General features: G+C 71.9%; 23 protein-coding genes. 6 read left to right on the top strand and 17 right to left on the bottom strand.

Annotated elements, in window-relative coordinates; translation table 11 throughout:
* Window positions 1–50: 50 nt before the first annotated feature.
* From IG84_RS0122380 to IG84_RS0122365, 4 genes are all read right to left on the bottom strand, one after another.
* Window positions 51–1,070, bottom strand: a complete 1,020-nt coding sequence (locus tag IG84_RS0122380) for a hypothetical protein (protein WP_051862228.1) — start codon at window positions 1,068–1,070, stop codon at window positions 51–53.
* 221 nt (window positions 1,071–1,291) lie between these two features.
* Window positions 1,292–2,230, bottom strand: a complete 939-nt coding sequence (locus tag IG84_RS0122375) for an N-acetylneuraminate synthase family protein (RefSeq protein WP_031060073.1) — start codon at window positions 2,228–2,230, stop codon at window positions 1,292–1,294.
* 56 nt (window positions 2,231–2,286) lie between these two features.
* A complete protein-coding gene (locus tag IG84_RS0122370) occupies window positions 2,287–3,558 on the bottom strand; it encodes an acylneuraminate cytidylyltransferase (protein WP_031060071.1) in 1,272 nt (423 codons plus the stop codon).
* Window positions 3,559–3,593: 35 nt separating this feature from the next.
* The gene (locus tag IG84_RS0122365) at window positions 3,594–4,913 is read right to left on the bottom strand and encodes a DUF6716 putative glycosyltransferase (RefSeq protein ID WP_037800738.1); all 1,320 of its coding nucleotides are present in this window, start codon (window positions 4,911–4,913) and stop codon (window positions 3,594–3,596) included.
* 187 nt (window positions 4,914–5,100) lie between these two features.
* Here IG84_RS0122365 and IG84_RS0122360 point away from each other — a divergent pair, with 187 nt between their 5' ends.
* From IG84_RS0122360 to IG84_RS0122350, 3 genes are read left to right on the top strand one after another with little or no spacing between them, the layout of a single operon-like run.
* Entirely contained in the window at window positions 5,101–6,078 is a 978-nt protein-coding gene (locus IG84_RS0122360; protein WP_031060065.1) for a glycosyltransferase family 2 protein, read from the top strand.
* Window positions 6,078–7,493 (top strand): polysialyltransferase family glycosyltransferase, encoded by a 1,416-nt coding sequence (locus IG84_RS0122355; protein WP_051862226.1) that lies wholly within the window; start codon window positions 6,078–6,080, stop codon window positions 7,491–7,493. Before IG84_RS0122360 ends, IG84_RS0122355 begins: the two co-directional genes overlap by 1 nt.
* Window positions 7,490–8,623 carry an acyltransferase family protein gene (locus IG84_RS0122350; RefSeq protein ID WP_031060058.1) on the top strand — a complete coding sequence of 378 codons (1,134 nt, stop codon included), beginning with the start codon at window positions 7,490–7,492 and terminating at the stop codon, window positions 8,621–8,623. Before IG84_RS0122355 ends, IG84_RS0122350 begins: the two co-directional genes overlap by 4 nt.
* A 371-nt stretch (window positions 8,624–8,994) precedes the next feature.
* Here IG84_RS0122350 and IG84_RS0122340 read toward each other — a convergent pair whose 3' ends face one another.
* Both IG84_RS0122340 and IG84_RS0122335 read right to left on the bottom strand, forming a co-directional pair.
* Window positions 8,995–9,474, bottom strand: a complete 480-nt coding sequence (locus IG84_RS0122340) for a hypothetical protein (RefSeq protein ID WP_031060054.1) — start codon at window positions 9,472–9,474, stop codon at window positions 8,995–8,997.
* A 95-nt stretch (window positions 9,475–9,569) separates the two neighbouring features.
* Window positions 9,570–10,256: a TetR/AcrR family transcriptional regulator C-terminal domain-containing protein gene (locus IG84_RS0122335; protein ID WP_031060052.1), complete on the bottom strand. Its 687-nt coding sequence runs from the start codon at window positions 10,254–10,256 to the stop codon at window positions 9,570–9,572.
* Between the two features lie 81 nt (window positions 10,257–10,337).
* On the opposite strand from IG84_RS0122335, the gene IG84_RS0122330 reads away from it, so the two are divergent.
* Window positions 10,338–11,891: an FAD-dependent monooxygenase gene (locus IG84_RS0122330; RefSeq protein ID WP_031060049.1), complete on the top strand. Its 1,554-nt coding sequence runs from the start codon at window positions 10,338–10,340 to the stop codon at window positions 11,889–11,891.
* Here IG84_RS0122330 and IG84_RS0122325 read toward each other — a convergent pair.
* From IG84_RS0122325 to IG84_RS0122315, 3 genes are all read right to left on the bottom strand, one after another.
* Entirely contained in the window at window positions 11,842–12,285 is a 444-nt protein-coding gene (locus IG84_RS0122325; RefSeq protein WP_051862224.1) for a cytidine deaminase family protein, read from the bottom strand. The two genes, IG84_RS0122330 and IG84_RS0122325, sit on opposite strands and share 50 nt — an antisense overlap.
* 89 nt (window positions 12,286–12,374) lie before the next feature.
* A complete protein-coding gene (locus IG84_RS0122320; protein WP_031060045.1) occupies window positions 12,375–13,772 on the bottom strand; it encodes a GntT/GntP/DsdX family permease in 1,398 nt (465 codons plus the stop codon).
* A 110-nt stretch (window positions 13,773–13,882) separates the two neighbouring features.
* A complete protein-coding gene (locus tag IG84_RS0122315) occupies window positions 13,883–14,416 on the bottom strand; it encodes a gluconokinase (protein WP_031060043.1) in 534 nt (177 codons plus the stop codon).
* 165 nt (window positions 14,417–14,581) lie between these two features.
* Here IG84_RS0122315 and IG84_RS0122310 point away from each other — a divergent pair, with 165 nt between their 5' ends.
* Window positions 14,582–15,283, top strand: a complete 702-nt coding sequence (locus IG84_RS0122310) for a FadR/GntR family transcriptional regulator (RefSeq protein ID WP_031060041.1) — start codon at window positions 14,582–14,584, stop codon at window positions 15,281–15,283.
* Window positions 15,284–15,304: 21 nt separating this feature from the next.
* Here IG84_RS0122310 and IG84_RS0122305 read toward each other — a convergent pair whose 3' ends face one another.
* Window positions 15,305–15,517 carry a hypothetical protein gene (locus tag IG84_RS0122305; RefSeq protein WP_030254100.1) on the bottom strand — a complete coding sequence of 71 codons (213 nt, stop codon included), beginning with the start codon at window positions 15,515–15,517 and terminating at the stop codon, window positions 15,305–15,307.
* Window positions 15,518–15,582: 65 nt separating this feature from the next.
* Entirely contained in the window at window positions 15,583–17,181 is a 1,599-nt protein-coding gene (locus tag IG84_RS0122300) for an acyl-CoA mutase large subunit family protein (protein ID WP_031060039.1), read from the bottom strand.
* Window positions 17,182–17,406: 225 nt separating this feature from the next.
* Here IG84_RS0122300 and IG84_RS0122295 point away from each other — a divergent pair, with 225 nt between their 5' ends.
* Entirely contained in the window at window positions 17,407–18,267 is an 861-nt protein-coding gene (locus IG84_RS0122295; protein ID WP_078649197.1) for a L,D-transpeptidase family protein, read from the top strand.
* A gap of 236 nt (window positions 18,268–18,503) precedes the next feature.
* Here the strand turns inward: IG84_RS0122295 and IG84_RS38140 are convergent, their stop codons facing one another.
* From IG84_RS38140 to IG84_RS0122265, 6 genes are all read right to left on the bottom strand, one after another.
* A complete protein-coding gene (locus IG84_RS38140) occupies window positions 18,504–19,592 on the bottom strand; it encodes a hypothetical protein (protein ID WP_037800737.1) in 1,089 nt (362 codons plus the stop codon).
* Window positions 19,592–20,356: an RNA polymerase sigma factor gene (locus tag IG84_RS0122285; RefSeq protein WP_031060035.1), complete on the bottom strand. Its 765-nt coding sequence runs from the start codon at window positions 20,354–20,356 to the stop codon at window positions 19,592–19,594. Before IG84_RS0122285 ends, IG84_RS38140 begins: the two co-directional genes overlap by 1 nt.
* Window positions 20,357–20,767: 411 nt before the next feature.
* Window positions 20,768–21,460, bottom strand: a complete 693-nt coding sequence (locus IG84_RS40770; protein ID WP_031060032.1) for a hypothetical protein — start codon at window positions 21,458–21,460, stop codon at window positions 20,768–20,770.
* Window positions 21,461–21,471: 11 nt separating this feature from the next.
* Window positions 21,472–22,092, bottom strand: coding sequence for an RNA polymerase sigma factor (locus IG84_RS0122275; protein WP_051862220.1), 621 nt, complete (start codon window positions 22,090–22,092; stop codon window positions 21,472–21,474).
* A gap of 237 nt (window positions 22,093–22,329) precedes the next feature.
* The gene (locus IG84_RS0122270) at window positions 22,330–22,905 is read right to left on the bottom strand and encodes a hypothetical protein (protein WP_031060028.1); all 576 of its coding nucleotides are present in this window, start codon (window positions 22,903–22,905) and stop codon (window positions 22,330–22,332) included.
* A 117-nt stretch (window positions 22,906–23,022) separates the two neighbouring features.
* Window positions 23,023–24,693: a beta-N-acetylhexosaminidase gene (locus IG84_RS0122265; protein ID WP_031060024.1), complete on the bottom strand. Its 1,671-nt coding sequence runs from the start codon at window positions 24,691–24,693 to the stop codon at window positions 23,023–23,025.
* Window positions 24,694–24,788 lie beyond the last annotated feature (95 nt).

Raw genomic sequence — 24,788 nt, 5'->3', positions numbered from 1 at the left:
AAACCCCGACCGTGTCCGCGAGGCCGGCCCCGGCGCCGGGCCGCAGGCCGTCAGAAGCTCCCCGCGTAGGTGAGTCGCTGCACGTCACGGGCGGTGCCGGTGACGCCGGAGAGGAATCCCTGCGCGCGCGGGGACGCCTTGGTGGTGAGCCAGGCGGGGTCCACGTCGCACACCGCGACCTTCACGCCCGTGCCGACGAGGGCGAGCGGCAGGGTGTGCACCACGGTGGACGGGAAGCTGAGGATCGTGCGGCCGATCGGGCCGCGCCGGGCGATCAGTTCGAGCGGCAGGTCGGGCCGGACGATCTCCAGGCCGGTGGCCGCGGCCAGCGCGTGCAGCTTCTCGGCGCTCTCCCTGCGGTGCGCGAAGTAGCGGGTGGCGCCGTGCGTACGGGCCAGGGCGCGGACGGCCGCGAGGTAGTGGTCCGGGTCGACGACGCCGGTCTCCACGAGGGAGGTGCCGACGATGTCGGTGCCGCGGGTGAGCCGGGGCGGGCCGAAGCGGGCCCGGGTCCAGGCGAAGTCGTTGGCGGTGACCGTCACGCCCGGCGGGGGCTCGACGGGCATCGAAGAGAAGACACCGACCGTACGGCGGTCGCTGTCGGGTACGGGGGTGAGCCGGCGGCGTGCGGTGGCGGAGAACGGCGCGAAGACGAGGTCGCGCGGGCCCCGGCTGCCGCCGCTGCGGTGCCAGCGCACCAGCCGCTCGCCGCGCGCGAGCTGGGAGATGAACTCCATGGTCGCGGTGCCGTCGTCGACCACGACGAGGTCCCGGGCGCGGGCCAGCGTCAGCAGGAGCTGGACGTAGCGCGAGAAGGGGTCGCCGATGACGATGCGGCGGGCGCGGCGCAGCAGCGGGGTCAGGCCCCCGATGGTCCGCAGGGGGGCGGCCGCGCCGCCGCGCGCCTCCTCCCAGCGGACCGTGCAGCCCTCGTCCCGGGCCAGCTCCGCCATCCGGCGGAGCTGGCCGCGGGTCATCGGGTCGTGCGGGGAGAGCACGACGACGGTGACGGCGCCGGCCTGTACCGCTTGCTCGGTGTACACCCATTCCAGGACGTTGAGCAGCTGCACAGGGCTCTCGACGAAGGCGAGGGTCGACCCGGCGGCGTCCGAGTTCCGCCGGGACGCCCGCCCGCGGCGGCCGGCCGTCCTGCGGGAGTCAGGGCGCCCGGCCGGCTCCGCAGCCGGGCCTCCACGCCCGGCCGTCCCCGCGGCCGGACCCCCACGTCCGGCCGCGGTAACAGGGCGCTGGGCCCCGTCTGCTGCGCTCACGGTGTCGTCGTGCTCTCTGCTCAGACCGAGACCGGCTCGCGGTCGGCCTCGGCGGCCTCGGTCTCGGCGACGACGCCCGCGACGCGGCGGAGCTTCTTCATCGGGCCGAGCTCGCTCTCGTACACCTTCTTGACGCCGTCACCGAGGGACTCCTCGATGGTGCGGATGTCACGGACCAGGCGGGTCAGGCCGCCCGGCTCGACGGAGGCCGCCTGGTCCGAGCCCCACATGGCGCGGTCCAGGGTGATGTGGCGCTCGACGAAGGTGGCGCCGAGGGCGACGGCGGCGAGGGTGGTCTGCAGGCCGGTCTCGTGGCCGGAGTAGCCGATCGGGACGTTCGGGTACTCGTCCTGCAGGGTGTTGATCATCCGCAGGTTCAGCTCCTCGGCCTTGGCCGGGTAGGTGCTGGTGGCGTGGCAGAGCAGGATGTTGTCGCTGCCCAGGACCTCGACCGCGTGGCGGATCTGCTTCGGGGTGGACATGCCGGTGGAGAGGATGACCGTACGGCCGGTGGCGCGCATGGCCTTCAGCAGCTCGTCGTCGGTCAGCGAGGCGGAGGCCACCTTGTAGGCCGGGACCTCGAACTTCTCCAGGAAGGCGACCGACTCGACGTCCCACGGAGAGGCGAACCAGTGGATGTTGCGCTTCTTGCAGTAGTCCGCGATGGCGCGGTAGCCGTCCTCGTCGAACTCCACGCGGTGGCGGTAGTCGATGTAGGTCATCCGGCCCCAGGGGGTGTCGCGCTCGATCTCCCACTGGTCGCGCGGGGTGCAGACCTCGGGGGTGCGCTTCTGGAACTTCACGGCGTCGCAGCCGGCGTCCGCGGCGGCGTCGATCAGCGCGAACGCGTTCTCCAGGTCGCCGTTGTGGTTGATGCCGATTTCACCGGTGACGTAGACGGGGTGGCCGGGGCCGACGAGGCGGTCACCGATGGTGCGAACGCGGTTGTTGCTGGTCATCTTGGAGAGTTCCTTCTTCATTAGGGGTTCTCTGGGCTACGGGTGGTGGGTGCGGCTCAGAGAGACGGGCCGAGGATCCACGAGGCGATCTCGCGGATCGCGCCGTTTCCTCCGGGAGTCGAGGTGACGGCGCGTGCAGCGCCACGCACGACGTCGTGTGCACTGGAGACCGCCACGGGCCAGCCGACGAGGCCGAAGCACGGGAGGTCGTTGACGTCGTTGCCGACGTAGAGCACGCGCTCCGGCGCGATGCCCTGGTCCTCGCACCACTGCTTGAGCGCGAGGTCCTTGCGGTCGATGCCGTGCAGGACCGGGATCTTGAGCTTCCTGGCCCGGGCGGCGACGACCGGGTTCTGTTCCGTGGACAGGATGAGCATCTTCAGCTCCGCCTTGCGCAGAGCGGCGATGCCCAGGCCGTCGCCGCGGTGCACGGCGACGATCTCCCGTCCGTCGGAGTCGATCAGCACCCTGTCGTCGGTCTGGGTGCCGTCGAAGTCGATGACGACCGCGTCGATGTCGTCGCGGGTCGGCAGGGCGCCCGGCCGTGGGCCGTCCAGCAGGGGCGCGAGGGCGCGGGCGCGGGCCAGGTCGTGCGGGTCGTCGACCTCCAGCACGCGGGCCGGGTCGGTGCGCACGAGTTCGGTACGGCCGAAGAAGCGGTGGCCCGCGGTGCGGAAGCCGGCCGCGTCCATGGCGTACGCGGCGCCGGTCTCCAGGAGGTCCTGGGGGCGGTCCTGGCGGCGCGGCCGGAAGGACTTGTCGTGGTTGACGCCGTAGCCGCCCGCCTCGGTCCCGACGGTGGTCACGGTCGCCGCGCCGCCCTCGGCGCTGCGGGTGCCGGTGGTCCGGGCCGCGGCGTCCGAATCGTCCGCCGCGTCCCGCCACACGAAGCCGTGGAAGGGGGCGACGGTCAGCGCGGAGTCGGCGCCCTGCTCGACGACCGCGGACGCGACGCCGTCGATGTCCTCGCGGGCGAGGAAGGGGCTGGTGCACTGGACGAGGAGGACCGCGTCGACGGCGGTGCCGTGCTCGGTCTCGTACGCGTCCATGGCGTGCAGGACGGCGGCCTCGCTGGTGGCGGTGTCGCCGGCGATGGCGCCGGGGCGGCGGACGATCACGGCGCCCGCGCCGCGTGCCGTCGCGGCGATCGCGTCGTCGTCCGTGGAGACCACGACATCCGTGATCAGGCGGGACGCCAGGCACTCGCGCACGGCGCGGGCCACCAGCGGCACGCCGCCGACGGCGGCCAGGTTCTTGGCGGGCACGCCCTTCGATCCGCCTCTGGCGGGGATGACGGCCACCACGGTGGGCCGGTCGGTCTGCGGCATCTCAGGCTCCTTCCGGAGACCGGTAGAGGGGGAGTTCACAGCTGGCCCCAGCGGCGGATGGCGGGGGCGACGCGCTGGACGCCGTGCCGGTAGGCGCCGCGCGCCGCCTCGCGGACGGTGTCGCGGGCCATCCGGCGCAGTCCCGTCGGCTCCGCGGCCTCGGCGGTGTAGCCGGGCAGCGGCTCGCCCCTCGCGTCCAGGCCGTGCCGGGCGAGGATGCCGGGCAGATAGCCGGGGGCCGTGCGGGGCGTGTAGTACGGGGCGAGCGGCGGCAGCGCGTCGGCCTCGCGCAGCTCGGTGACGCGGGCGCGGGCCGCGTCGAAGGCGTTCTCGTACGAGCCGTCGGCGCAGACGCCCTGGCGGGCCAGCCACTCCGGGTCCGGCTCGGGCAGATACCCGGCGTCCAGCTCGTCCCACGAGGCCAGGCAGCCGGAGCCGAGGAAGTGGTGGTTGCCGAGCGCCTCGCGGATGCCGAGGTCGGTGAGGACGGCGGTGGGGACGCCGCGGTGCAGGGACTCCAGCGCGGCGGTCGAGGAGACCGTGACCATCAGGTCGGTGCGGTCCAGGACCTCGCCCATGTTCCCGTACACCAGGCGGCAGTTGGCGGGCAGGCCGCCGGGGACCCGCGCCGCGATCTTCTGGTACGGCAGTTCCTCGATGTGCGTGGTGTGCTCGCCCGGCTTGCTGCGGAGCTTGATCAGCACCTCGCGGGCGGGGTGCCGGCGGGCGTGCTCGGCGGCGCGGCGCAGCAGGTAGGCGCGGTCGTTGCGGTTGTCGGGCACGGAGGGCTGGACGGCGAAGACGACGGTGCGTACCTCGCTGCCGCCTTCGTGGCGGGCGCCGCCCAGGAAGGGCAGCGCGCACTCCACGACGCTGCGCTCGTCCGCGTTGACGCCCCGGTAGACCGCGCGGAAGCGGTCCGCGTCGTGGCCGGAGTTGGCGAGCACCACGTCGGCGCCGTGCCGCAGCAGCAGCCCGTCGGCGAGCTTCTCGTAGACCACGCCGACGTAGCCGGTGACGACGACGGGGCGGCGGGCGCTGCCCTCCCAGGCGCGGGCCAGGCCGTGCAGCATCGCCTGCACCGCGCCGCCCACGCAGGACAGCAGGACCACGTCGTAGCCGGTACGGTCGACGGACCGTACGAAGTCGACCCCGCGGATCTCGCGCAGCGCGTCCGCCCGGGCCCCGACCTCGTCGAGCTGGCGGACCGTGGGCGTGGCGCGGCCGCGGAGCAGAAAGCCGTCGAGCCGGCAGCCGGGCTGGAGACGGTGCGCCGTGAGGGCGCCCCATTTCCACCGGGTGTCCGAGTCGGCGAGCACCGCGACCCGCGGCTGAGAAGGTGTACGTGATGGCACGTCGAAGACGCTAGGAAGGCATTTCGATTCGCGGGCCAACCAGGGCGCAACAAAGGGTTAACAGCACATCGACGAACGGCGAACCGGCAGGCCGGAAAGGGTGGTTAACCATTCCGCCATTCTTCGTTCACCCAAGCGCCCCCATACGGCAAAGACGAATGCCGGAGCCGCACCTAACGTCTCCTGAGTGGTTAAGCTCTCCGTCATCGTGCCGTTCTACAACGTGCAGACATACGCGCCCGACACCCTGAGAAGTCTCGCGGCCAATGCCCGTGACGACTTCGAATTCCTTCTCGTCGACGACTGCTCGCGCGACGGGACGCCGCAGATTCTGGAGCGCGCCGAGCGCGAGCTCCCGGGCGCCCGGCTGCTGCGGCACGAGCAGAACGGCGGCCTGGCCACCGCCCGGAACACCGGCCTGGACGCGGCCCGCGGTGAATACATCACTTTCCTGGACGGGGACGACTGGCTGGCGCCCGGTTATTACCAGGAACTCCTCGGCGCAATCGAAGAACTCGGCTGCGATTTCGTTCGCACCGACCACGTGCAGTGCACGGCGCGGGCACGCTCCGTGCACCGGGTGCCGTACGGCCGCCGCAACGTCGTCCTGGACCCGCGCGAGCTGATCCTGCCCGCCGACCGCTCCACTTCCGTGGACTACGCGTTCGCCTGGGCCGGGATGTACCACCGGCGGCTGCTGGACGACGGGCTGCTGCACTTCCGTCACGGGCTGCGCACGGCCGAGGACCGGCCGTGGATCTGGCGGCTGCACCGCGAGGCGAAGTCGATGGCGGTGCTCGGGATGCTGGGCGTGTTCTACCGCCGCGGCGTGGCCTCGTCGCTGACCCAGATCGGCGACGTCCGCCAGCTCGACTTCATCCGCGCATTCGACCAGGTCATCGAGGAGACGGCCAAGGACCGGGACGCCGCGGTGCTGCTGCCGAAGGCGGTCCGGACGTATTGCGCGATCATTTCCCACCACCTCGGTTCGATCGAACGCTTTGAGCCGCAGGTGGCCCGTAAATTGCGTTCGATGAGTGCCGCGGCATTGAAGCGAATGCCGCAGGACGTATTGAAGGAAGCCCTCGATTCCATGGATGTACAGCGCGCTTCCCGGCTGCGTAGGCTCCGCCGCAAGCCGGTCCCGGCGGAGGTGGCCGCCTGATGTCCGCCGCCGGATTCTCCCCGCTGCCCGCCGGGCCGCGTACGCAGATCTTCTTCGCGTCCACGCTGTACGGCGCCGCCACGCTGGCCGCCGCCCTGGACGCCGACCGCTTCGAGCCGGCCGGTCGCCGGATCCTGCTGGTCAGCAATAACGCGGCGTGCCCCGAGACCACCCCGTCGCTGGACGGGATGCCGGGCTTCGAGCGGCTGCGCGGCCGCTTCGACGACGTACGGTCCTGGAACGAGGCGATCAGCCCGTTCCACCCCGGCGGCTGGTCCCCGCGCGGCGACGACGCCCCGCTGTGGGAGCGCCACCTGCGGCTGCTGTGGGACCTCGGTGACTCCCCGGTCGAGCTGATCGTGGAGTCCATCCAGGTCAACCCGGCCCTGGCCCTCTGCCAGATCTTCCAGGGCGCGCCGGTCGAGGTCTACGCCGACGGCCTGATGAGCTACGGCCCCACCCGCTCCAAGCTCGACCCGCTGGTCGGCACCCGCATCCGGCGGCTGCTCCACCTGGACCTGGTGCCCGGCCTGAAGCCGCTGCTCCTCACCGAGTTCGGTGTGCCCGCCGAGACCGTGCCGACCGAGCCGTTCCTGGCCGTCCTCGCCGAGCTGGCCGAGTTCGCCGAGGCGGCGGAGCAGGGCGGTACGGCAGCGGTACCGGCCGAGGGCGGCGCCCTGCTGCTGGGCCAGTACCTCTCCGCGCTCTCCATCCTCACCCCCGAGGAAGAGGAGGAGCTGCACGTCCAGATGTTGCGCGGGGCCGTGGACCTGGGCCACCGGCAGGTGGTCTTCAAGCCGCACCCGACCGCGCCCGCGCGCTGGTCGCGCGTCCTGGAGCAGGAGGCGGAGCGGCTGGGCGCCGAGCTGACCGTGCTGGACACGCCGCAGCTCGCCGAGGTGCTGTACCAGCGCCTCAAGCCCGCGCTGGTCGTCGGCTGCTTCTCGACCGCGCTGCTGACCGCCACCGCGTTCTACGGCCTGCCCGCGGCGCGGATCGGCACGGACCTGCTGCTGGAGCGCCTCGCGCCGTACCAGAACAGCAATCGCGTCCCGGTCACGATCGTCGACGCGCTGCTGCCGCCGCTGGCCGACGCGAGCGCGGTGGCCCGCTGGACGCCGCCCACCGAGGGCGAGGTGGCGCGCGAACTGACCGGCCTGGTCAAGGCGGTCGGGTACGCGATGCAGCACCAGATCTACCCGGACCTGCGCCCGGCAGCCGAGCGTTACCTCTCGGCCCACCTGGACGAGTCGACCTGGCGCTACTTCAAGCGCCGCCGGCTCACCGCGCTGGCGCTGCCCGGCGGCGTCCCGGTCCAGCTCGCGTTCATCCCGCGCAATCCCACGGTGCGGAAGGTCGCCCGGCGCGCCCGCTCCGTGCAGCGCCGGCTGAAGAAGCGGGCCGCGTTCGGATGACGACCGCACCGGCTCCCCCCACGCTCCCCCGCACCACGGGAGCGCCTGTACCTGTCGTTCCTTCGCGCGGAGCCGGCCCCACCCGGCTGCGCGCCCTGGACGGACTGCGCCTGCTCGCCGCCCTGATGGTCGCCGCGTACCACTACGGCGGCCGGGACGGCGAGATCGGCGACGCCTGGGGCAGCTCGCCCGCGTATCAGTTCCCGACCGCGTCGGGCTTCTTCGCGTACGGCTGCCTCGGCGTCCAGATCTTCTTCGTCATCAGCGGCTTCGTGATCTGCATGAGCGGCTGGGGACGCCCGCTCCGGGCGTTCTTCGCGAGCCGCGTCTCCCGCCTCTTCCCCGCCTACTGGGCGGCGGTCATCCTGGTCACGGTCGTCTTCGCCCTCCCCTGGGTGGCATACGAGGCGGTCTCCCCGACCGACGCGCTGACCAACCTCACCATGCTCCAGATGCCGCTGGGCGTGGACCGCGTCCTCGGCGTCTGCTGGACGCTCTGGGCCGAGATGCGCTTCTACGCGCTCTTCGCGCTCTGCGTCGTCCTGCCGGGCGCCACCCGCGGCCGCGTCGCCCTCTTCTGCGCCGGCTGGACCCTGGCAGCGGTCGTCGCCGAGGCCGCGGACAATTCCGTTCTCGACATCGTCCTGATGCCCGAGTACGCGCCGTTCTTCATCGGCGGCATCGGCTTCTACCTGATCCACCGCTACGGCAGCCGGGACACCGCCGGCTGGGCGATCGTCGTGGTGAGCTGGCTGCTCGGCCAGCACTACGCGGTCTCCCGCCTCTGGCACCCGGCCGACCTGCCCGACGCGTTCTCCTACCGCCCCTCCCTCGGCATCGTCGCCGTCATCACCCTCGGCTACCTCATGATCGCGGCCATCGCCCTGGGCAAACTCCGCTGGGCGAACTGGCGTTGGCTGACGGTCGCAGGCGCCCTGACGTACCCCTTCTACCTCATCCACGAACACCTGGGCTGGGTCGCCGTACACCTCCTCCACCAGGACCTCGGCCTGCCGGCCGCGGCGACGTTCCCCCTGGTCCTGGTGGCGATGCTCGCCCTGGCGTGGTGCCTGTACCGCTTCGTGGAACGGCCGCTGACTCCGCGGCTGAAACGGGCGATCATGAGGTGAGGCGACCGAGCGGATTCACCGACGGTCCGTGGCACGCGGATGCGCCGTGCCGGCGTACGTGATCCAGCAGGTGTCGAGCGTGGTGTCCACGAGGTACCAGACGCGGCCCCCGCCGGTCACTTCCATCTGCCCCTGCTCACAGGTCCGCCCGCGGTGTGAACCATGCGCCAAGGAGCCTTTCAACCGGTGGTGGCGTGGGGTCTCCGCCGTCGGCCGAGGGTCCGTACGCATGGTGAGCCAAGCCCGGTATGTGTTCTCACGAGCCTGCTGGGCAAGGCACTCCCAGCCTTTGGCCGCAGCTGCGTCGGCGAATCGGACATCCCACTGGCCCTCCGGCGCCGGAGGGGCGGCGCGGTCACCGCGGCCCGGGGTCATGAAGCGTGCCGTGGGTCGGGGGCCTGGCCGTAGTCCTCGTCGTGCTGTCCGGTCAGTGCGGCCAGCAGGTCGGGGGCGGAGTGCGCCTCCGCGGTGTGCTGCCAGGCAATGAGCAACTGGGCCACGGACGCGCTGTTGTTGACGGAGTCGGCGGCGCGCATGGTGTCGACCAGTTCGACGGCGAAGGCATGGAGATCCGGCTCCGGCAGGAAACGGACCCAGGGGAAGGCGTCCGGCAGTATGTCGAGAAGCAGTTCCATGCTGCCCGGTTCGCGCCGTGCCACCGCGGCGAGCATGCGGGTGGCGGCCGAGACCACGGTCCGGTCCTGCTCTGCCCGTGTCGCCGTGGTGAGGACCAGGTCCTCTCCGTCTCTGCGGTGCAGAAGCAGCCGGGGTGATTCCTTCAGCCGGGCGAGCGTCTGCTTGTTCTTGTTCACCAGCTCGGAGAAGTTCACGGCGGCGTTGTCGGTGGCCATAACTTTGAAAGTACTTCGAAACTGCTGGCCCCGCTATCGCCCGAAATGATGGTTCCGGCGTTACGGCGCCGCCACCGGACGCCGGGCCGGCCTCCTCAGCCGGCGTCCTGGCGCGGCACCGTCGCCTCGATGCCCGCCACCACGATGCGGAGGCCGGACTCGAAGGCGCGGTCGAAGTCGTCGAAGAATTCGCGGCCCACGGCGGCCGCGAGGGGGTAGCGGCCCGCCAGGCGGCGTTCGCGGTCGCCGATGTCGTATGCCGGGTCGCGGGACTCCGGGGCGCGGTCCTCCGGGGGGCCGGGGTCGGGGAAGACCGACTGCTCCTCGATGACCAGGCCGATGGTGAAGTTGTACGCGGCCCACCAGGCGTGCGCCGCGTCCCTGAGCGTGAAGCCGGCGTCCGTCAGCTGCCGTAGCAGGGCGTCCATCGGCGCGGCGTAGCTGTCGTCGGTCATCCGGGTACCGGAGAAGACCTTGCCGCCGTCGCGGTAGCCCAGCAGCGTGCGGCGCAGCGTGTGGCAGCTCACCGTCAGCATCCGCTGCCAGGTCGCGTCGTGGCCGCCCAGCGGGCCCCCGGCGAACTCCGCCGCCATCCGCCGGAAGATCTCCGTGGCCATCTCGTCGAGCAGTTCCTGCTTGTTCTTGAAGTGCCAGTACAGGGCCGGGGCCTGGACGTTCAGCTCCTTCGCGATGCGGCGCAGGGTGAGCCCGTCCAGGCCCACCTCGTTCAGCAGCCGCAGGGCGGTGTCCACCACCAGTGTCCGGTCCAGTCGCGTCGCCATGTTGACAACTTAACACCGTTAAGCCCATGCTCGGCACGAGGGGAATTTAACGGCGTTAAGGACGGGGAGCCGGGCGTGGACATGACCGTGAACAGGAACGTGGACGTGGACGTGGAGGTACTGGTCGCCGGGGCCGGGCCGACCGGGCTCGCGCTCGGGATCGACCTGGCCCGGCGCGGTGTGCGCGCGCTGGTCGTCGAGCGGCAGGACCGGCTCTCCCCCGGCGCCCGCGGCACCGGCCTGCAGCCGCGCACCCAGGAGGTGTACGACGACCTCGGCGTGCTCCCGGCCGTGCGCGCCGCGGGCGGCCCGTACCCGCCCATGGCGACCTGGCAGGACGGCCGGAAGACGGACGTCTTCGAGATGGTCGAGCGCGTGGCGCCGACCCCGCACACGCCGTACGCGGACACGCTGATGATCCCGCAGTGGCGCCACCTGGAGCTGCTGCACGGCCGGCTGGCGGAGCTGGGCGGCGCGGTGGCCTTCGGCACCGAACTGACCGCCATCGGGCAGGACGCGGCCGGCGTCACCGCCGAGCTGAATTCGGCCGCCGACGGCACGACCCGTACCGTGCGCGCCGCGTACCTGGTCGGCGCCGACGGGGGCCGCAGCGTCGTCCGGCGGCACCTGGGCGTCCCGATGAGCGGCCCGGACCTGCCACCGGGCGCCGCGCTCCTCGCCGACCTGCGCATCGACGGCCTGGACCGGGACCACTGGCACCGCTTCCCGCAGCCGCACGGCGGCTTCGTCATGCTGCTGCCGCTCGCCGGGACGGACCACTTCCAGTGCATGGCGGCGGTCTCCGCCGACACCCCGGACACCTCGCCCGAGGCCGTACGCGCCACCGTCGCGGCCCACACCCACCTGACCGCCGGGCAGATCCGCGAGGTGCTGTGGACCTCGGTCTTCCGGCCCCGCGCGGGGATGGCCGAGCGGTTCCGCGACGGCCGGATCTTCCTGGCCGGGGACGCCGCGCACATCCACTCCCCCGCCGGCGGGCAGGGCCTGAACACCAGCGTCCAGGACGCGTACAACCTCGGCTGGAAGCTCGGCCAGGTACTGCGGCACGGCGCGCCCGACGCGCTGCTGGACACATACGGGACCGAGCGGCTGCCCGTCGCCGCCGGCATCCTGGAGACCAGCACCCGGCTGCACCGCTCGGGTTCCTGGCGCCGCGGCCGCGAGCTGCACCAACTCACGCTGCACTACCGCGAGTCGCCGCTGACCGCCGAGCACCGCGACGGCCTCGCGCCGGACGCACTACGGGCCGGCGACCGCGCGCCGGACGCCCCGTGCGCGACCCCCTCCGGCGCCCCCTTCCGCCTCTTCGACGCCTTCCGCGGCCCGCACTTCACGCTGCTCGCCATCGGCGACACGGAACTGCCCCGCCCGGCCGACGAGTGGCCCGCCCACGTCCACACGTACCGCATCGGCGGCCACACCCCCGACCTGACGGACCCCGAGTCCCATGCCCAACAGGCATACGGCCCCGGCCTGTTCCTCATCCGCCCGGACGGCTACGTGACAGTGGCGGCAACGGAACCGGGACCGGTCGCCGCGGAACTGGGCCGCCACTTCCCGTCGGTCACGGCTGGTGGTCGGCCTGCGCGTATGCCGCGGGCAGAAGTGCGCTGATCGGGAGGGCGCGGGGCTCGTCGGGCGGGCCGAGGATGACGGTGAGGCTCGGGTAGTAGTCCAGCAGGACCTGGCGGCAGCGGCCGCAGGGCGGGATGATGCCGCGGTCCTCGTCGGCGACCGCCACGATCTGGCGCAGGTCGTACGCGCCCTGCGCGGCCGCGGCCCCCATCACGACCAGCTCGGCGCAGGGGCCGCCGGTGAAGTGGTACACGTTCAGGCCGGTGACGATGCGGCCGTCGGCGGTGCGGGCGGCCGCCGCCACGGTGTGGTCGTCGCCGTGCGCGTAGGCCGCGACGGCTTCCTCGGCGGCGCGTACCAGGGCGTGGTCGACCGGTACGCCGTTGTCGACCGGTACGCCGTTGTCGGCCGGTGCGCCGTCATCGGTGGGCATGGGGTCGCCTCTCGTACGGGAAGGGCCGTACGGACGCTATCCGTCCTTACGGCCCTTCCGCGACGCCATTTCCGTGCCGGGATACCCGGCTACAACACCAGCGACAGCAGCAGTACGCAGATGATCGAGACGACGGAGATGACCGTTTCCATCAGGGACCAGGTCTTGACCGTCTGGCCGACGTTCATCCCGAAGTACTCCTTCACCAGCCAGAAGCCCGCGTCGTTGACGTGGCTGAAGAAGAGCGAGCCGGCGCCGACGGCGAGGACCATGAGTGCCGCGTGGGTGGTGCTCATGTCGGCGGCGAGCGGGGCGACGAGGCCGGCCGCGGAGACCGTGGCGACCGTCGCGGAGCCGGTCGCGAGGCGGATGGCGACCGCGATCAGCCAGGCCAGCAGCAGGGCGGGCAGGCCCCAGTCCTTGGACATGTCCAGGATCATGTCGCCGACGCCGACGTCGACCAGGGTCTGCTTGAAGCCGCCGCCCGCGCCGACGATCAGCAGGATGCCCGCGATCGGGGCGAGGGACTTCTCCACGGTCGTGGAGAGCCGGCCGGCGCTGAAGCCCGCGGCCTTGCCCAGGGTGAACATGCCGACCAGTACCGCGACCAGCAGCGCGACCAGCGGCGAGCCGATGACGTCGAAGACGCGCTGTATGTGCTGCTCGGGGTCGTCGACGACGATGTCGACCAGCGCCTTGGCGAGCATCAGGACGACCGGCAGCAGGACGGTGGACAGCGTCGCGGCGAAGCTGGGGCGCTTCTCCAGGTCTTCGGAAGGACGCTGCGGGATCATCTTCTCCGGCGGCGCGATGTCCACCCAGCGCGAGGCGAAGCGGGAGAAGACCGGGCCGGCCAGGATCGCGGTCGGGATAGCGACGATCACGCCGAGGCCGAGGGTGACGCCCAGGTTGGCCTTGATCGCGTCGATGGCGACGAGCGGGCCGGGGTGCGGCGGGATCAGACCGTGCATGACGGAGAGGCCCGCCAGCGCCGGGATGCCGATCCGCATCAGGGAGAAGTTGCCGCGCTTGGCGACCAGCAGCACGACCGGGATCAGCAGCACGATGCCGACCTCGAAGAAGAGCGGCAGGCCGACGATCGCGGCGATCAGGACCATCGCCCAAGGCATCATCCGCCGGCTGGACTTGGCGAGGATGGTGTCGACGATCTGGTCGGCGCCGCCGGAGTCGGCGAGCAGCTTGCCGAGGATCGCGCCGAGCGCGATCAGTACGCCCACGCCCGCGACGGTCGAGCCCAGGCCGTTGGTGAAGCTGGTGATGGCCTTGTCCAGCGGCGCGCCCGCCGCCGCACCGAGCACCAGCGAACCGATGGTCAGTGACAGAAAGGCGTGCAGCTTAAATCTGGTGATGAGAAGGACGATGACGGCGATGCCGACGAGCACGGAGATGCCCAGCTGCGCGTTGCCGGCCGAGGTGATCGGCTCGACCGCGTCCGCTGCCATCATCTCGACGCTGAGATGGGTCACGGCTTTTCCTTCGGTTGGAGCCCGGTCTCGCGATCGGAGCTCATGGGTACGGCTCAGGACCGGACCCCGAGGGAAGGGGCCGGTTCAGAGCTCGGGGGTGTGGCTCCTGATCAGAGCTCGGTGGTGGCCGGAGCGGTGTCGTCGAGCTGCCGCAGTGCGGCGACGGCCCGCTCGGTGATCTCTTCCGGAGTCCCGGAGACGTCCACCGCCACGCCCCGCTCGTCGTCGCCGAGCGGCTGCAGGGTGGCGAACTGGGAGTCGAGGAGCGCGGTGGGCATGAAGTGGCCCTTGCGCTCGGCCATGCGGCCCGCGATCAGCTCGCGGGAGCCGGTGAGGTGCAGGAAGACGATGCCGGGGGCCTCGGCCCGCAGCCGGTCGCGGTAGACCCGCTTGAGCGCGGAGCTGCTGACCACCCCGCCCTTGCCGGCCCGCCCGTGCGCCCAGGCGCCGATGGCGTCGAGCCAGGGCCAGCGGTCGGCGTCGTCGAGCGGCGTCCCGGCGGACATCTTGGCGATGTTGGCCGGGGGATGAAAGTCGTCTCCCTCGGCGTACGGGACATCCAGCGCATCGGCGACGAGCGGTCCGATCGTCGTCTTGCCGGTGCCGGCGACTCCCATCACGACGATGACATGGGGGGTGCTCATCGCGGTTACCTCGCTCGTTCGTCCTCATTGACTTGGCGTGTCGAGGCCACCTGGGTGGCTCGAATGCATCGCCCCACTGAAACGCATTAGGTACGACGTATTCAAGAGTCTGTGACGCAAACGTCATACTTATTTTCCCGCGAGCCAGGAACGTAGGCTTATCCCATGGAGAACACGGGGCAGGGGCTGCATGCCAGAGTGCTGGAGTCCCTCGGGCCGGAGATCACCGCGGGCGAGCACCTCCCGGGCACGGTGCTCCGCACCGATGAGCTGGCCCAGCGCTTCGACGTCTCCCGTACGGTCATCCGCGAGGCGGTCCGGGTCCTGGAGTCCATGCACCTGGTCGAGTCCCGGCGCCGGGTGGGCGTGACCGTACGGCCCACCGAGGAGTGGAACGTCTTCGATCCGCGGGTCATCCGCTGGCGGCTGGCCGGCGCCGACCGGCCCCGCCAGCTTCGCTCGCTCACCGTGCTGCGCTGCGCCATCGAGCCGGCCGCGGCGGGCCTGGCCGCCCGGCACGCCACGCCCGAGCAGTGCGCGGCGCTCACCGAGCACGCCATGGGCATGGTCGCCACGTCACGCGGCCAGCAGCTCGAGGCGTACCTCGTCCATGACACGGCCTTCCACAGGACCCTGCTCACGGCATCGGGCAACGAGATGTTCGCCCGGCTCAACGACGTCGTGGCGGCGATCCTGACCGGCCGCACCCACCACCACGTGATGTTCACCGACCCGGACCCGGCGGCGGTCACCCTGCACGTCCAGGTCGCGGAGGCGGTACGCACGGGCGACGCGGCCCGCGCGGAAGAGCTGACGCGCGAGATCACCGTCGGCGCGATGGCCGAGCTGGACATCCTCGCGCCGTAAGAGGCGAAAGGGCTCGCGGCCTCAGAAAAGCGGCTGCTGCCCCGGGAACGGCGGCTCCTCCGGGTCGAACAGCTTCTCCGCCGGCGCCATCATGGGCGCCATCCGCCGCGAGCCGGGGCACGAGATGAGCTCCAGGCCCGTACGCCGCCCGGGCGGATCGTGCCGGGCGAACCGCCCGCCGACCACGGCGATCTCTCTGGTGCAGACGGGGCAGGTGCGGCGGGGTGACGACATGCACCTAGTTTGACGCAGGGCGCGGACAGCGATGGTCCGCGCCCACTCAGAACGTGTCCAGTCGATCAGAACGCGTCCGTCGGGACGTAAGCGCCCCAGACCTCCCGCAGCGTGTTGCAGACCTCCCCGACCGTCGCCTTGGCCTTCAGCGCGTCCTTCATCGGGTACAGGACGTTGTCCGTGCCCTCGGCGGCCTTCTTCAGGTCGGCCAGCGCCGCGTCCACCGCGGCCTGGTCCCGCTCGGCGCGCAGCTTCTTCAGGCGCTCGGCCTGCTGCGCCTCGATGGCCGGGTCGACGCGGAGCGGCTCGTACGGCTCCTCCTCGTCGAGCTGGTAACGGTTGACGCCGACCACGACACGCTCGCCCGAGTCGGTCTCCTGGGCGATGCGGTACGCGCTGCGCTCGATCTCGTTCTTCTGGAAGCCGTTCTCGATCGCGGCCACGGCGCCGCCCAGCTCCTCGACCTTGCCCATCAGTTCGACGGCCGCGGCCTCGACGTCGTCGGTCATCTTCTCGACGACGTAGGAACCGGCGAACGGGTCGACGGTGGCCGTCACATCCGTCTCGTACGCCAGCACCTGCTGCGTACGGAGCGCCAGCCGCGCGGACTTGTCGGTCGGCAGCGCGATGGCCTCGTCGAAGGAGTTGGTGTGCAGCGACTGCGTGCCGCCGAGGACCGCGCCGAGGCCCTGGACGGCGACGCGCACGAGGTTCACCTCGGGCTGCTGGGCCGTCAGCTGCACGCCCGCGGTCTGGGTGTGGAAGCGCAGCATCAGCGACTTGGGGTTCTTCGCGCCGAACTCCTCCTTCATCACCCGGGCCCAGATCCGGCGCGCGGCACGGAACTTGGCGACCTCTTCGAGGATCGTGGTGCGGGCGACGAAGAAGAAGGAGAGGCGGGGCGCGAAGTCGTCGACGTCCATGCCGGCCGCGACGGCGGTCCGTACGTACTCGATGCCGTCCGCGAGGGTGAAGGCGATCTCCTGCGCGGGCGAGGCGCCGGCCTCGGCCATGTGGTAGCCGGAGATCGAGATGGTGTTCCACTTCGGGATCTCGGCCTTGCAGTACTTGAAGATGTCGGCGATCAGGCGGAGCGACGGCTTGGGCGGGAAGATGTACGTCCCGCGCGCGATGTACTCCTTGAGGACATCGTTCTGGATGGTGCCGGTGAGCTTGGCGGGGTCCACGCCCTGCTCCTCGCCGACGAGTTGGTAGAGCAGGAGGAGCAGGGCGCCGGGCGCGTTGATGGTCATCGAGGTGGAGACCTTGTCCAGCGGGATGCCGCCGAACAGCACCCGCATGTCCTCGATGGAGTCGATCGCCACGCCGACCTTGCCGACCTCGCCGCTGGCGATCGGCGCGTCGGAGTCGTGACCCATCTGGGTCGGCAGGTCGAAGGCGACGGACAGGCCCATCGTGCCGTTCGCGATGAGCTGCTTGTACCGGGCGTTCGATTCGGCAGCCGTACCGAATCCGGCGTACTGGCGCATCGTCCAGGGGCGTCCGGTGTACATCGTCGGGTACACGCCCCGGGTGTACGGGTACGCACCGGGCTCGCCCAGCTTCTCCGCAGCGTCCCAGTCGCCGAGGGCGTCCGGACCGTAAACGGGCTCGATGGGCAAACCGCTCTCGGTGAATCGAGAGCTGCCGGACTCGCGCGCCATGGTGCCTGCCTCCCGCTGTGCTACTGCTCAGTGATGCTGGACTACTACTCGGTAATGATTGGCCTTCGCGACGGACTGTAGCGGCGGCCGTGCGCCCCGTGGAGGGGCGCAGCCTAGGACCTTGCTCACAGCTCGACTCCCAGCATGGCCGCAGGTTCGGCGGGGCGCAGCGCCGGGAAGCATGGGAAGGGGCGGGTGAGACCACAGGGGTGGGATATGCGTCGCATGCGTCATAGGCGCCATAGGCGTCACAGCAGAACGTTCCGCGCGCTGGCCGGCACGCTGGCGCTGACCGCCGCACTGTCGGTGACGACCGGCTGCAAGGAGATGCGGGTACGGATCGACGACGGCAAGGGCGCCGGGCACACCGCCCCCGCCCCGCCCATGGCGACCCCCACGACCCCGGCCGCACCCTCGTCCCGCGCGCCCGCGCCGAAGCCGACGCACACCACCCAGAAGCCGGTGCTCGCGCCCGGGGCCCGCAGCGAGCGGGTGCGCGAACTGCAGGCTCGGCTAAGGCAGTTGAAGTACTTCGGCCGGAATCCGACGGGGTACTACGGCTCCGTCACGGCCGCCGCCGTCACGGCCTTCCAGCGCGACCAGGGCCTCCCCCGCACGGGCACAGTGGATGCGGCGACGCTCAGCGCCCTCCGTGTGCGGACACAGCGCCCGACGCGCGACGAGCTGTACCCGCCCACCGCCCGGCCGGTGGCGGCGCCCGACAAGCGGTGCCTCACGGGCCGGGCGATCTGCATCAGCAAGAAGAGTGACACGCTGGCCTGGATGGTTGACGGCAAGGTCGTCTCGGCGATGGACGTGCGCTTCGGCTCGCAGTACTCCCCCACCCGCGAAGGCACCTTCGGCATCACCTTCAAGAGCCGCCACCACGTCTCGACGATCTACGACACACCCATGCCGTACGCGATGTTCTTCAGCGGTGGCCAGGCGATCCACTACTCCGCCGACTTCGCGGCCCGCGGCTACGCCGGCGCCTCGCACGGCTGCGTCAACGTCCGTGACAAGAAGAAGATCGCCGCCCTGTTTCAGCAGGTGAAGCCGGGGACGAAGGTCGTCATATACAAGTAGACGACGGGCCGCGCGGCCGTCCTGAGCGGCGGGTGTGACGTTTTTGGCGACGGTGACGCTGTACGTACTGAAGCCGACTGGTCATCGGCTGCGCGGGAGCCGGGGTTCCCCCCGTACCTACGGCACCGCGCGTTCGGCGCGAGCGGGGCACGTTCCCCCGGCCCCGCTCGCGCCCTCTTCTTTGCGGCTAAACCGCCGCCGCTCTCGCGGATGTGGCTGGGCGCCGTTGGGGTTGCTCAATTGGGGGTTGCGGTGGGGCTCGTCGTTGGGGTTGAGGGCGTCGGTGACGGCTGAGGCGACTGGGTGGTTGTCGACGGGGATACCGCTGGGTGGGATTCGTCGTCGGTGGTTTTGTTACCGTCGGTCGACTCCTGGTTGTCGGAGTCGTTGCCACCCGTGCTGGTGCCGCCCGTGGCGTCGCCGTCGTTGGAGCCGCCGGTCAGGCCCGAGTCGGGAGTCGGGTCCGAGCTGCCCAGACCGCCCGTGAGGCCGTTCTTCTGCAGGTACTGCTTGCAGAAGGTGTGGAGTTTTTCCGCGCCGCCCATGGTGCGTTCCAGGCGTTGGCGGTCCTTGGGTGACGTGCGGCCCGCTTCGTAGTCGCGGCAGAGGGCGAGTACCGCCGCCTTTCGCTTCGCCTTGTCGGTGTTCAAGGCGCCGTCTCCCGGGGTGAGCTGCGGCAGCGGGGGCTTCGAGGTGTCGCCGGTGCCCTCGCGGCCGGGTGTCGACCTGCCGTCCGAGGCGTCGGGGGACGTGGGCGAGGCGGGCGACGAGGAGTGCGGGCCGGCGTCGGGAGACTGCGCGGCGTCGTCCGAGGCGTCCGCTTCGGGGTCCTGGCTCTCCAGGATGCTGGGGGTGACGGCCGACGTGACGCTCGGGGACGGGTCACCGCCGCCGTGAAAGGGAGTGGGGAGGACGCCGGTGCCGGCGGCCACCGCTACGCCGCCGAGCGCGCAGCCGGCCAGGGCGACGGCGAGCCCGCGTCGGAGGGGGCGGCCGAGGCGAGTGCGTTCAGCGGTGCGGGACGTGCCGCCGCCGGGCACGGACCGCACCACGGGTATGCCGTCCTCCGCGGAGGCCCGCGCCGCGCCGCCGGCGGCAGTGTCGCGCGTAGACCCTCCCGACGAAACCTGGCGGAACGCGGCGACCGCCGCCTCCTCGCCGGGCAGCGGGGCGTCCGCCGAGGAGCGCGCGCCGGCCACGGCGGCGGCGCTCAGCAGGTCGTTCAGTTCATCCGCGCCGAAGCCGCCGCCGGCATCGACCCGTTCGCCGCGCAGCAAACCCTCCGCGGCGTTCTTGTCGAGCCAGCTGTACCGGTCGTCGGCCATCACATGTCCTTCTGCGTCCGTGCGGCCGTTTCCGTCACACCCGGGACGTACGATTCCGTTCCTCCGGTCCGGCACCCGCGGCGCGGGAAGGGCACCCCTCCCACGGGCCCGCCGGCCGGCCTGCTCCCTGGTACAGGACGGTCCGGAAGCCCTTCCGGTTGCTCCGGCGCGGCTCCGTCACCGGGGGCCGGGTCGTCGTCGCGGTCGGTGATCAGTTCGGCGAGCCGGCGCAGTCCGCGGTGGGCGGCCGTGCGGACCGCGCCCGGGCGCTTGCCGAGCACCCCGGCCGCGCTCTTGGCGTCCAGGCCGACGACCACGCGCAGCACGACCGCCTCGGCCTGGTCCTGCGGAAGCTGGGAGATCAGCCGGAACGCGCGTCCCGTACCGAGCGACTCCAGGGCCTCGTCGACCGTGTCGGACGGACCCGGCTTCTCGGTGAGCTCGCTCTCGTCGCCGCCGATGGCCGGGCGGCGGCCGCGCATACGGATGTGGTCCAGCGCGCGGTTCCTGGCGATGCGGGCCGCCCAGCCGCGGAAGCGGTCGGCGTCGCCGCTGAAGCGGGCGAGGTCCCGGGTGATCTGCAGCCAGGCTTCGGAGGCGACGTCCTCGGCGTCCGCTTCGCCCACCAAGGTCCGTACATATCCCAGAAGACGGGGATGTACGGCCCGGTAGACGGTACGGAAGGCCGTCTCGTCACCGTCCTGTGCCGCCTGTACGGCGACCGTCAACCGGCTGTCGTCCGGCTGAGTGTCGTCCCCTTGCACGGGTCCATCCTGTCGCACGCGAAGCATCCGCTGCCCGGTCGTTGCTGCCTACGTCTGCTGCCGGCAATCCGGCTACCGCAGGTAAAGGAACTGCTTCTGGCGCCGACGGTATCCCGTGGTGCCCCCTACGCCGAAGTAAGTACGCCTGGTGCCCGTCCACCGGACCCGCAGGGCCGCCGCAGAACGCGTGGCAAGCGCACCGACCGGCGCGGACCTGCACGTTACGGGCATTGGCCGCCCTGCGTCCAGAGTCGCCGGGATGCGGGCATCCGTACGGCGAGTGACGCCGCTGTGACGCTTTCGGGGTCGGTGACGCTGTAGGGAATGAGGGCCCGGTGCGGCCCTCCCGCGAACGACGGCCGGGGCCTCTCCTGTGGGGGGTGGCGGCCCCGGCCGTCCCCCTTTTGTTTGCTATTTCTTCGCCTTGGGCGAGTCCTTCGCCGCCTTGTGCGGGAGCTTTGCCGCCTTCTGCCCCTGGTCCCGGCCCTTCCCCTGCCGGGGCTTGAGGGGCTCTTCCTTGTGCTGGGGTGCCTTCGGGGGCTTCTCGGGCTTCGCCTCCGGCTTCTGCTCATGCCCCGGCTTCGGCTTCTGCTTCGGCTTGCCGTGGTGGTCGTGCTTTTCCGGGTCCTCGGGCGTTCGTGGGGTTTCCGGGGAGGGCTTCGGCGGGCGGAGGAGCGGGACCGTGGGGCGCGCCGGCAGGGTCGGGCGGCCGGACGGGGGTACGGCATGGCCGGGAGCGGTGGGGGACGGGGTCGGGCGGTCCGGAGTGCTGCCGGGGAGCGCACCGATCGAGGCCATCGCCACGCCGCCCAGCATGACCGATGCCAGCAGCGCGCCGAACGCGGCGCGTGCCGGCAACCCCATACGCCACGGGCGCCGAGCGCCCCACAGCCGGGTGCCCCACAGCCGAGTGCCCGGCGCCGGCGCCTGGGCGTCCCGGGCGTCCCGGGCCGCGCGGAAGGCGGCGACCGCCCGCTCCTCCCCTTCCGGGGTGGCGGCCGCGCCCGCGCGTACCGCGGCGCCGAGCCGCTCGGCCAGCACGGCGAGGTCGCCCGTGTCGTCTTCTCCGGACGCCGCACCGGCGTTCCTGGAACCGCCACCCATGCGTGGCTTCCTCACCTTCGCCTCTTGTCCTTCGTTCCGCTTCGTTCTTCCCCGTTCCCCCGCACGCCCAGCTCCTCCGCCAGCCGCTGCAGCCCGCGGTGCGCCGACGTGCGGACGGCGCCGGGCCGCTTGCCCAGGACGCGGGCGGCGGCCGGGCCGTCGAGACCGACCACGACGCGCAGCAGCACGGCCTCGCCCTGCTCGCGCGGGAGTTCCGCGATCAGGGCCAGCACCCGTTCGGTCGAGAGCGTCTCCAGGGCCTGCTCGGAGGTGCTGTGCGGGCCCGGGAGCTCGACCAGGTCCGGCTCGAACGCGGCAGCGCGCGGCCGTACCTTCTGCCGGCGCAGCAGGTCCAGCGCCCGGTGCCGGGCGATGGTCGCGGTCCAGCCGCGGAACCCCGCGCCGTCCCCGCTGAACCGCCCGAGGTCGCGGGCGATCTCCAGCCACGCCTCGGCCGCCACGTCCTCGGCCTCGTCGCCGACGAGGCCGCGCAGATAGCCCAGCAGCCCCGGCTGCACCAGGCGGTACGCGGTCGCGAAGGCGGCCTCGTCCCCCTGCTGCGCCCGTGCCACTGCCGCGCCCAGCTCCCCGTCGCGCGCCTGCACCCGACGGAGCTCCCCTCCCCGGCCCAACCCCGTTGTCCTCTTCTCGGCGGATCCGCGGCGGCCGCGGCGGCGCGGCACGGATCAGGGCACCTGTGCCTCCACAGTCATCAGCGTCCGAGTGGACGGAAATGTCACAGTGCCGCGCCCGCGCGGCCCCGGCCACGCAGGGGGAGGCAGAAGATCACAAGGGAGCCCTCGGGGCGTACGTCACCTCGCTGACGTACGCCCCGAGGGCGAGCACACGGACAACGGCACGCTCGGGGCCTAAGCGGCGCCCCGTGCCTGTCGGGAGACCACCGCGCGGAGTACGCGGCGTCCCTCGGCGGAGATCTCCACCGCCTGGCGCAGGCCCGCGGGGCCGTGTCCGGCCAGCAGCTCCAGGATCGTGGTCTGGCGCCGGAGCTCGGCCTCGACCAGCGGGGTCATGCCGTCCGTGCGGCCCGCGCGGTGCTCAGCGAGGACCTGCGCGCCCTCGTCCGGCTTGCCGGGGTGGTCCAGCAGGTGGTGCACATGGAGCGCCGCGCCGGAGCAGTCGTCGGCCCAGGCGCGGAGCGCCTCCTCGTCGGAGCCGGTGGCCGGCGCGGCGTCGAGCATCCGGCGGGCCAGTACGGCCGGCCCGGCGCCGTCCGCCGTGCCGTCCGCCGGGTCCGGCGGCAGCACGGCCCGTACCGCGGCGAGCTGGGTGCCCCACTCGGCGCCGTCCGCCGTCAGGCTCGCCCACAGCGGGCGCAGCGCGTCGTCGTCCGCGCCGAGCAGCGGCAGGCAGCGGTCCAGGCAGGCGAGGCCGCTCGCTGCCAGCCCGCGCGCATCGGCCCGCGCGAGCAGTTCCACCAGGCTCATGACGTACGCCTTCCCTCCGCACCCGGCACTTGCTTGTCGGGCAGTACTGCGTGCCAGGGCGTGGGAACGTCACAGCGGACTGTGACATACAGGGGTAAAGACGTACGTCCGTACCGCTCAGCGCGCGGGCGCCACCGTTGCCGCGCGGGCCTTGAAGTCCGTCCAGGACAGCGACGGCTTGCGCGGGTCCCAGACCTTCTGGGAGAGCGCGGCGAGCGGCAGCCGGATGCCGCGGGCGACCTGGTCGGTGGTCTGGGACTGGGCGAGGTCGCACCAGACGCCGAAGCGGGCGCCGGGGATGCGGTCGGGCCCGGCGAGCGAGGCCGGGACCGCCTTGCTGCCGCGGACCACGGCCGGGGTCCACTCCTTGTAGATCCGCTCGCCGGTCGGGTAGGTGAAGTCGTTCGGCTGGCCGAGGACGTAGTAGAGGTACTCGTCGTTGAGGTTGACGACCGTGCGGCCCTCCTTCAGGTACGTCACGGGCTCGCGGGCGCCGATCTCCTTGCCGGTCCAGTACGCCACCGTGCGGTCCCGGTCGGGGGTGACCACCTTGGAGTCGTGGAAGCCGTCGTTCCACGCCTCGACGTGCTGCACGCCCGCCTTGCGCAGGGTCTTCTCGCGGTCGTTGAGCCAGCCGGTCGTCAGGTCCTGGACGGTGGCGTTGGCGCCGTACTTCTTGGTGGCGGCGCGCGCGAGCTGCGGATAGGTGGCGCCGGGCGACTTCACGGTCAGGGCTCGGTACTCGTCGCCGCCCAGGTGCCAGCGCGGCCCGGGCACGCCCTCCTCGGCGAACAGTTCGGCGTACTCGCGCAGCAGGTCGTCGACGATCCGCGCGGCCTTGGGCTGCGAGATGTCGATCGCGCCGCGCTGGGAGGTGCCCGCGGCGCTGCGGAGCTGGAGCTCGGGGTGCTTGTCGATCACCGCGCCGAGGTGGCCCGGCGAGTCGATCTCGGGGATGACGGTGATGTGCAGCTCGCGCGCGAGCTTCACCAGGTGGCGGACCTGCGCCTTGGTCAGGTGGTCGCTCGAGACGATCTCCGGGTGGCTGGAGCTCTCGATGCGGAACGCCTGGTCGTCGGAGAAGTGGAGCTGGAGCTGGTTGAGCTTGAGATCGGCCATCTCGCGGACGCGCTTCTCCAGCCAGTCCGCGCTGAAGTGCTTGCGCGCGGTGTCGACGAGCAGGCCGCGCTGGGCCCGGTCGGGGCGGTCCTGGATGGTGCCTTCGGGGACGCCGCCGGAGGCCCGTACGGACTGCACGACCGTACGGGTGGCGTTGAAGATCCCGGTGTCGGTGGGCGCGGACAGGGTGAGACGGGTGTCGCGCGCCGTGAGCGTGTACGCCTCGTCGGCGGTGCTCGCGGGCGCCGCGTTGTTCTCGCCCGCCGCCTTGCCCTTGCCCTTGCCCGAGAGCGTCAGCTCGACGTCGCCGGGGCGCGCGTCGTCCTTCCAGGACAGCTTCAGGCCGCCCAGGTCGGCGGCGAGCCGGCGGGCCTCGTCGGCGAGCGGGCTGTCCTGCCCGGCGGGCACGACGACGCGGGCGTTCTTCGAGACGCGCCAGCCGGTGCCGTCGGCCGCCTTGAAGCCGCGGACCGCGGGGATCGTGCGCGGGGGTCCCTTGACCGCGGCCCAGCGGGGCGTGGGCGCTGCCGAGGACGCGGCGGACGTGGGCGACTTGGAATCCTGGTTTCCGGTACCGCTGCCCCCGCCGTGCTGCGCGGAGCCGTCCGAGCAGCCGGTGATGGTCAGGGCCGAGGCGGCCAGTGCCACCCATGCCGTCAGCTTCCTCATCTACGCAAACCTCCCTTTCCAGGGCGAAGTATGGCCAGCTAGAGAAACGTCCCGTCCACTACGCGCTCGAAAGCTCTCTCATCCGGGTGAAATTC

This window comes from Streptomyces ochraceiscleroticus, from assembly GCF_000720485.1.
In the GTDB taxonomy this organism is placed as follows: Bacteria; Actinomycetota; Actinomycetes; order Streptomycetales; family Streptomycetaceae; genus Streptomyces; species Streptomyces ochraceiscleroticus.
The sequence above is the reverse complement of the archived record's forward strand: the minus strand, read 5'-3'. Positions and strand labels throughout refer to the sequence as shown.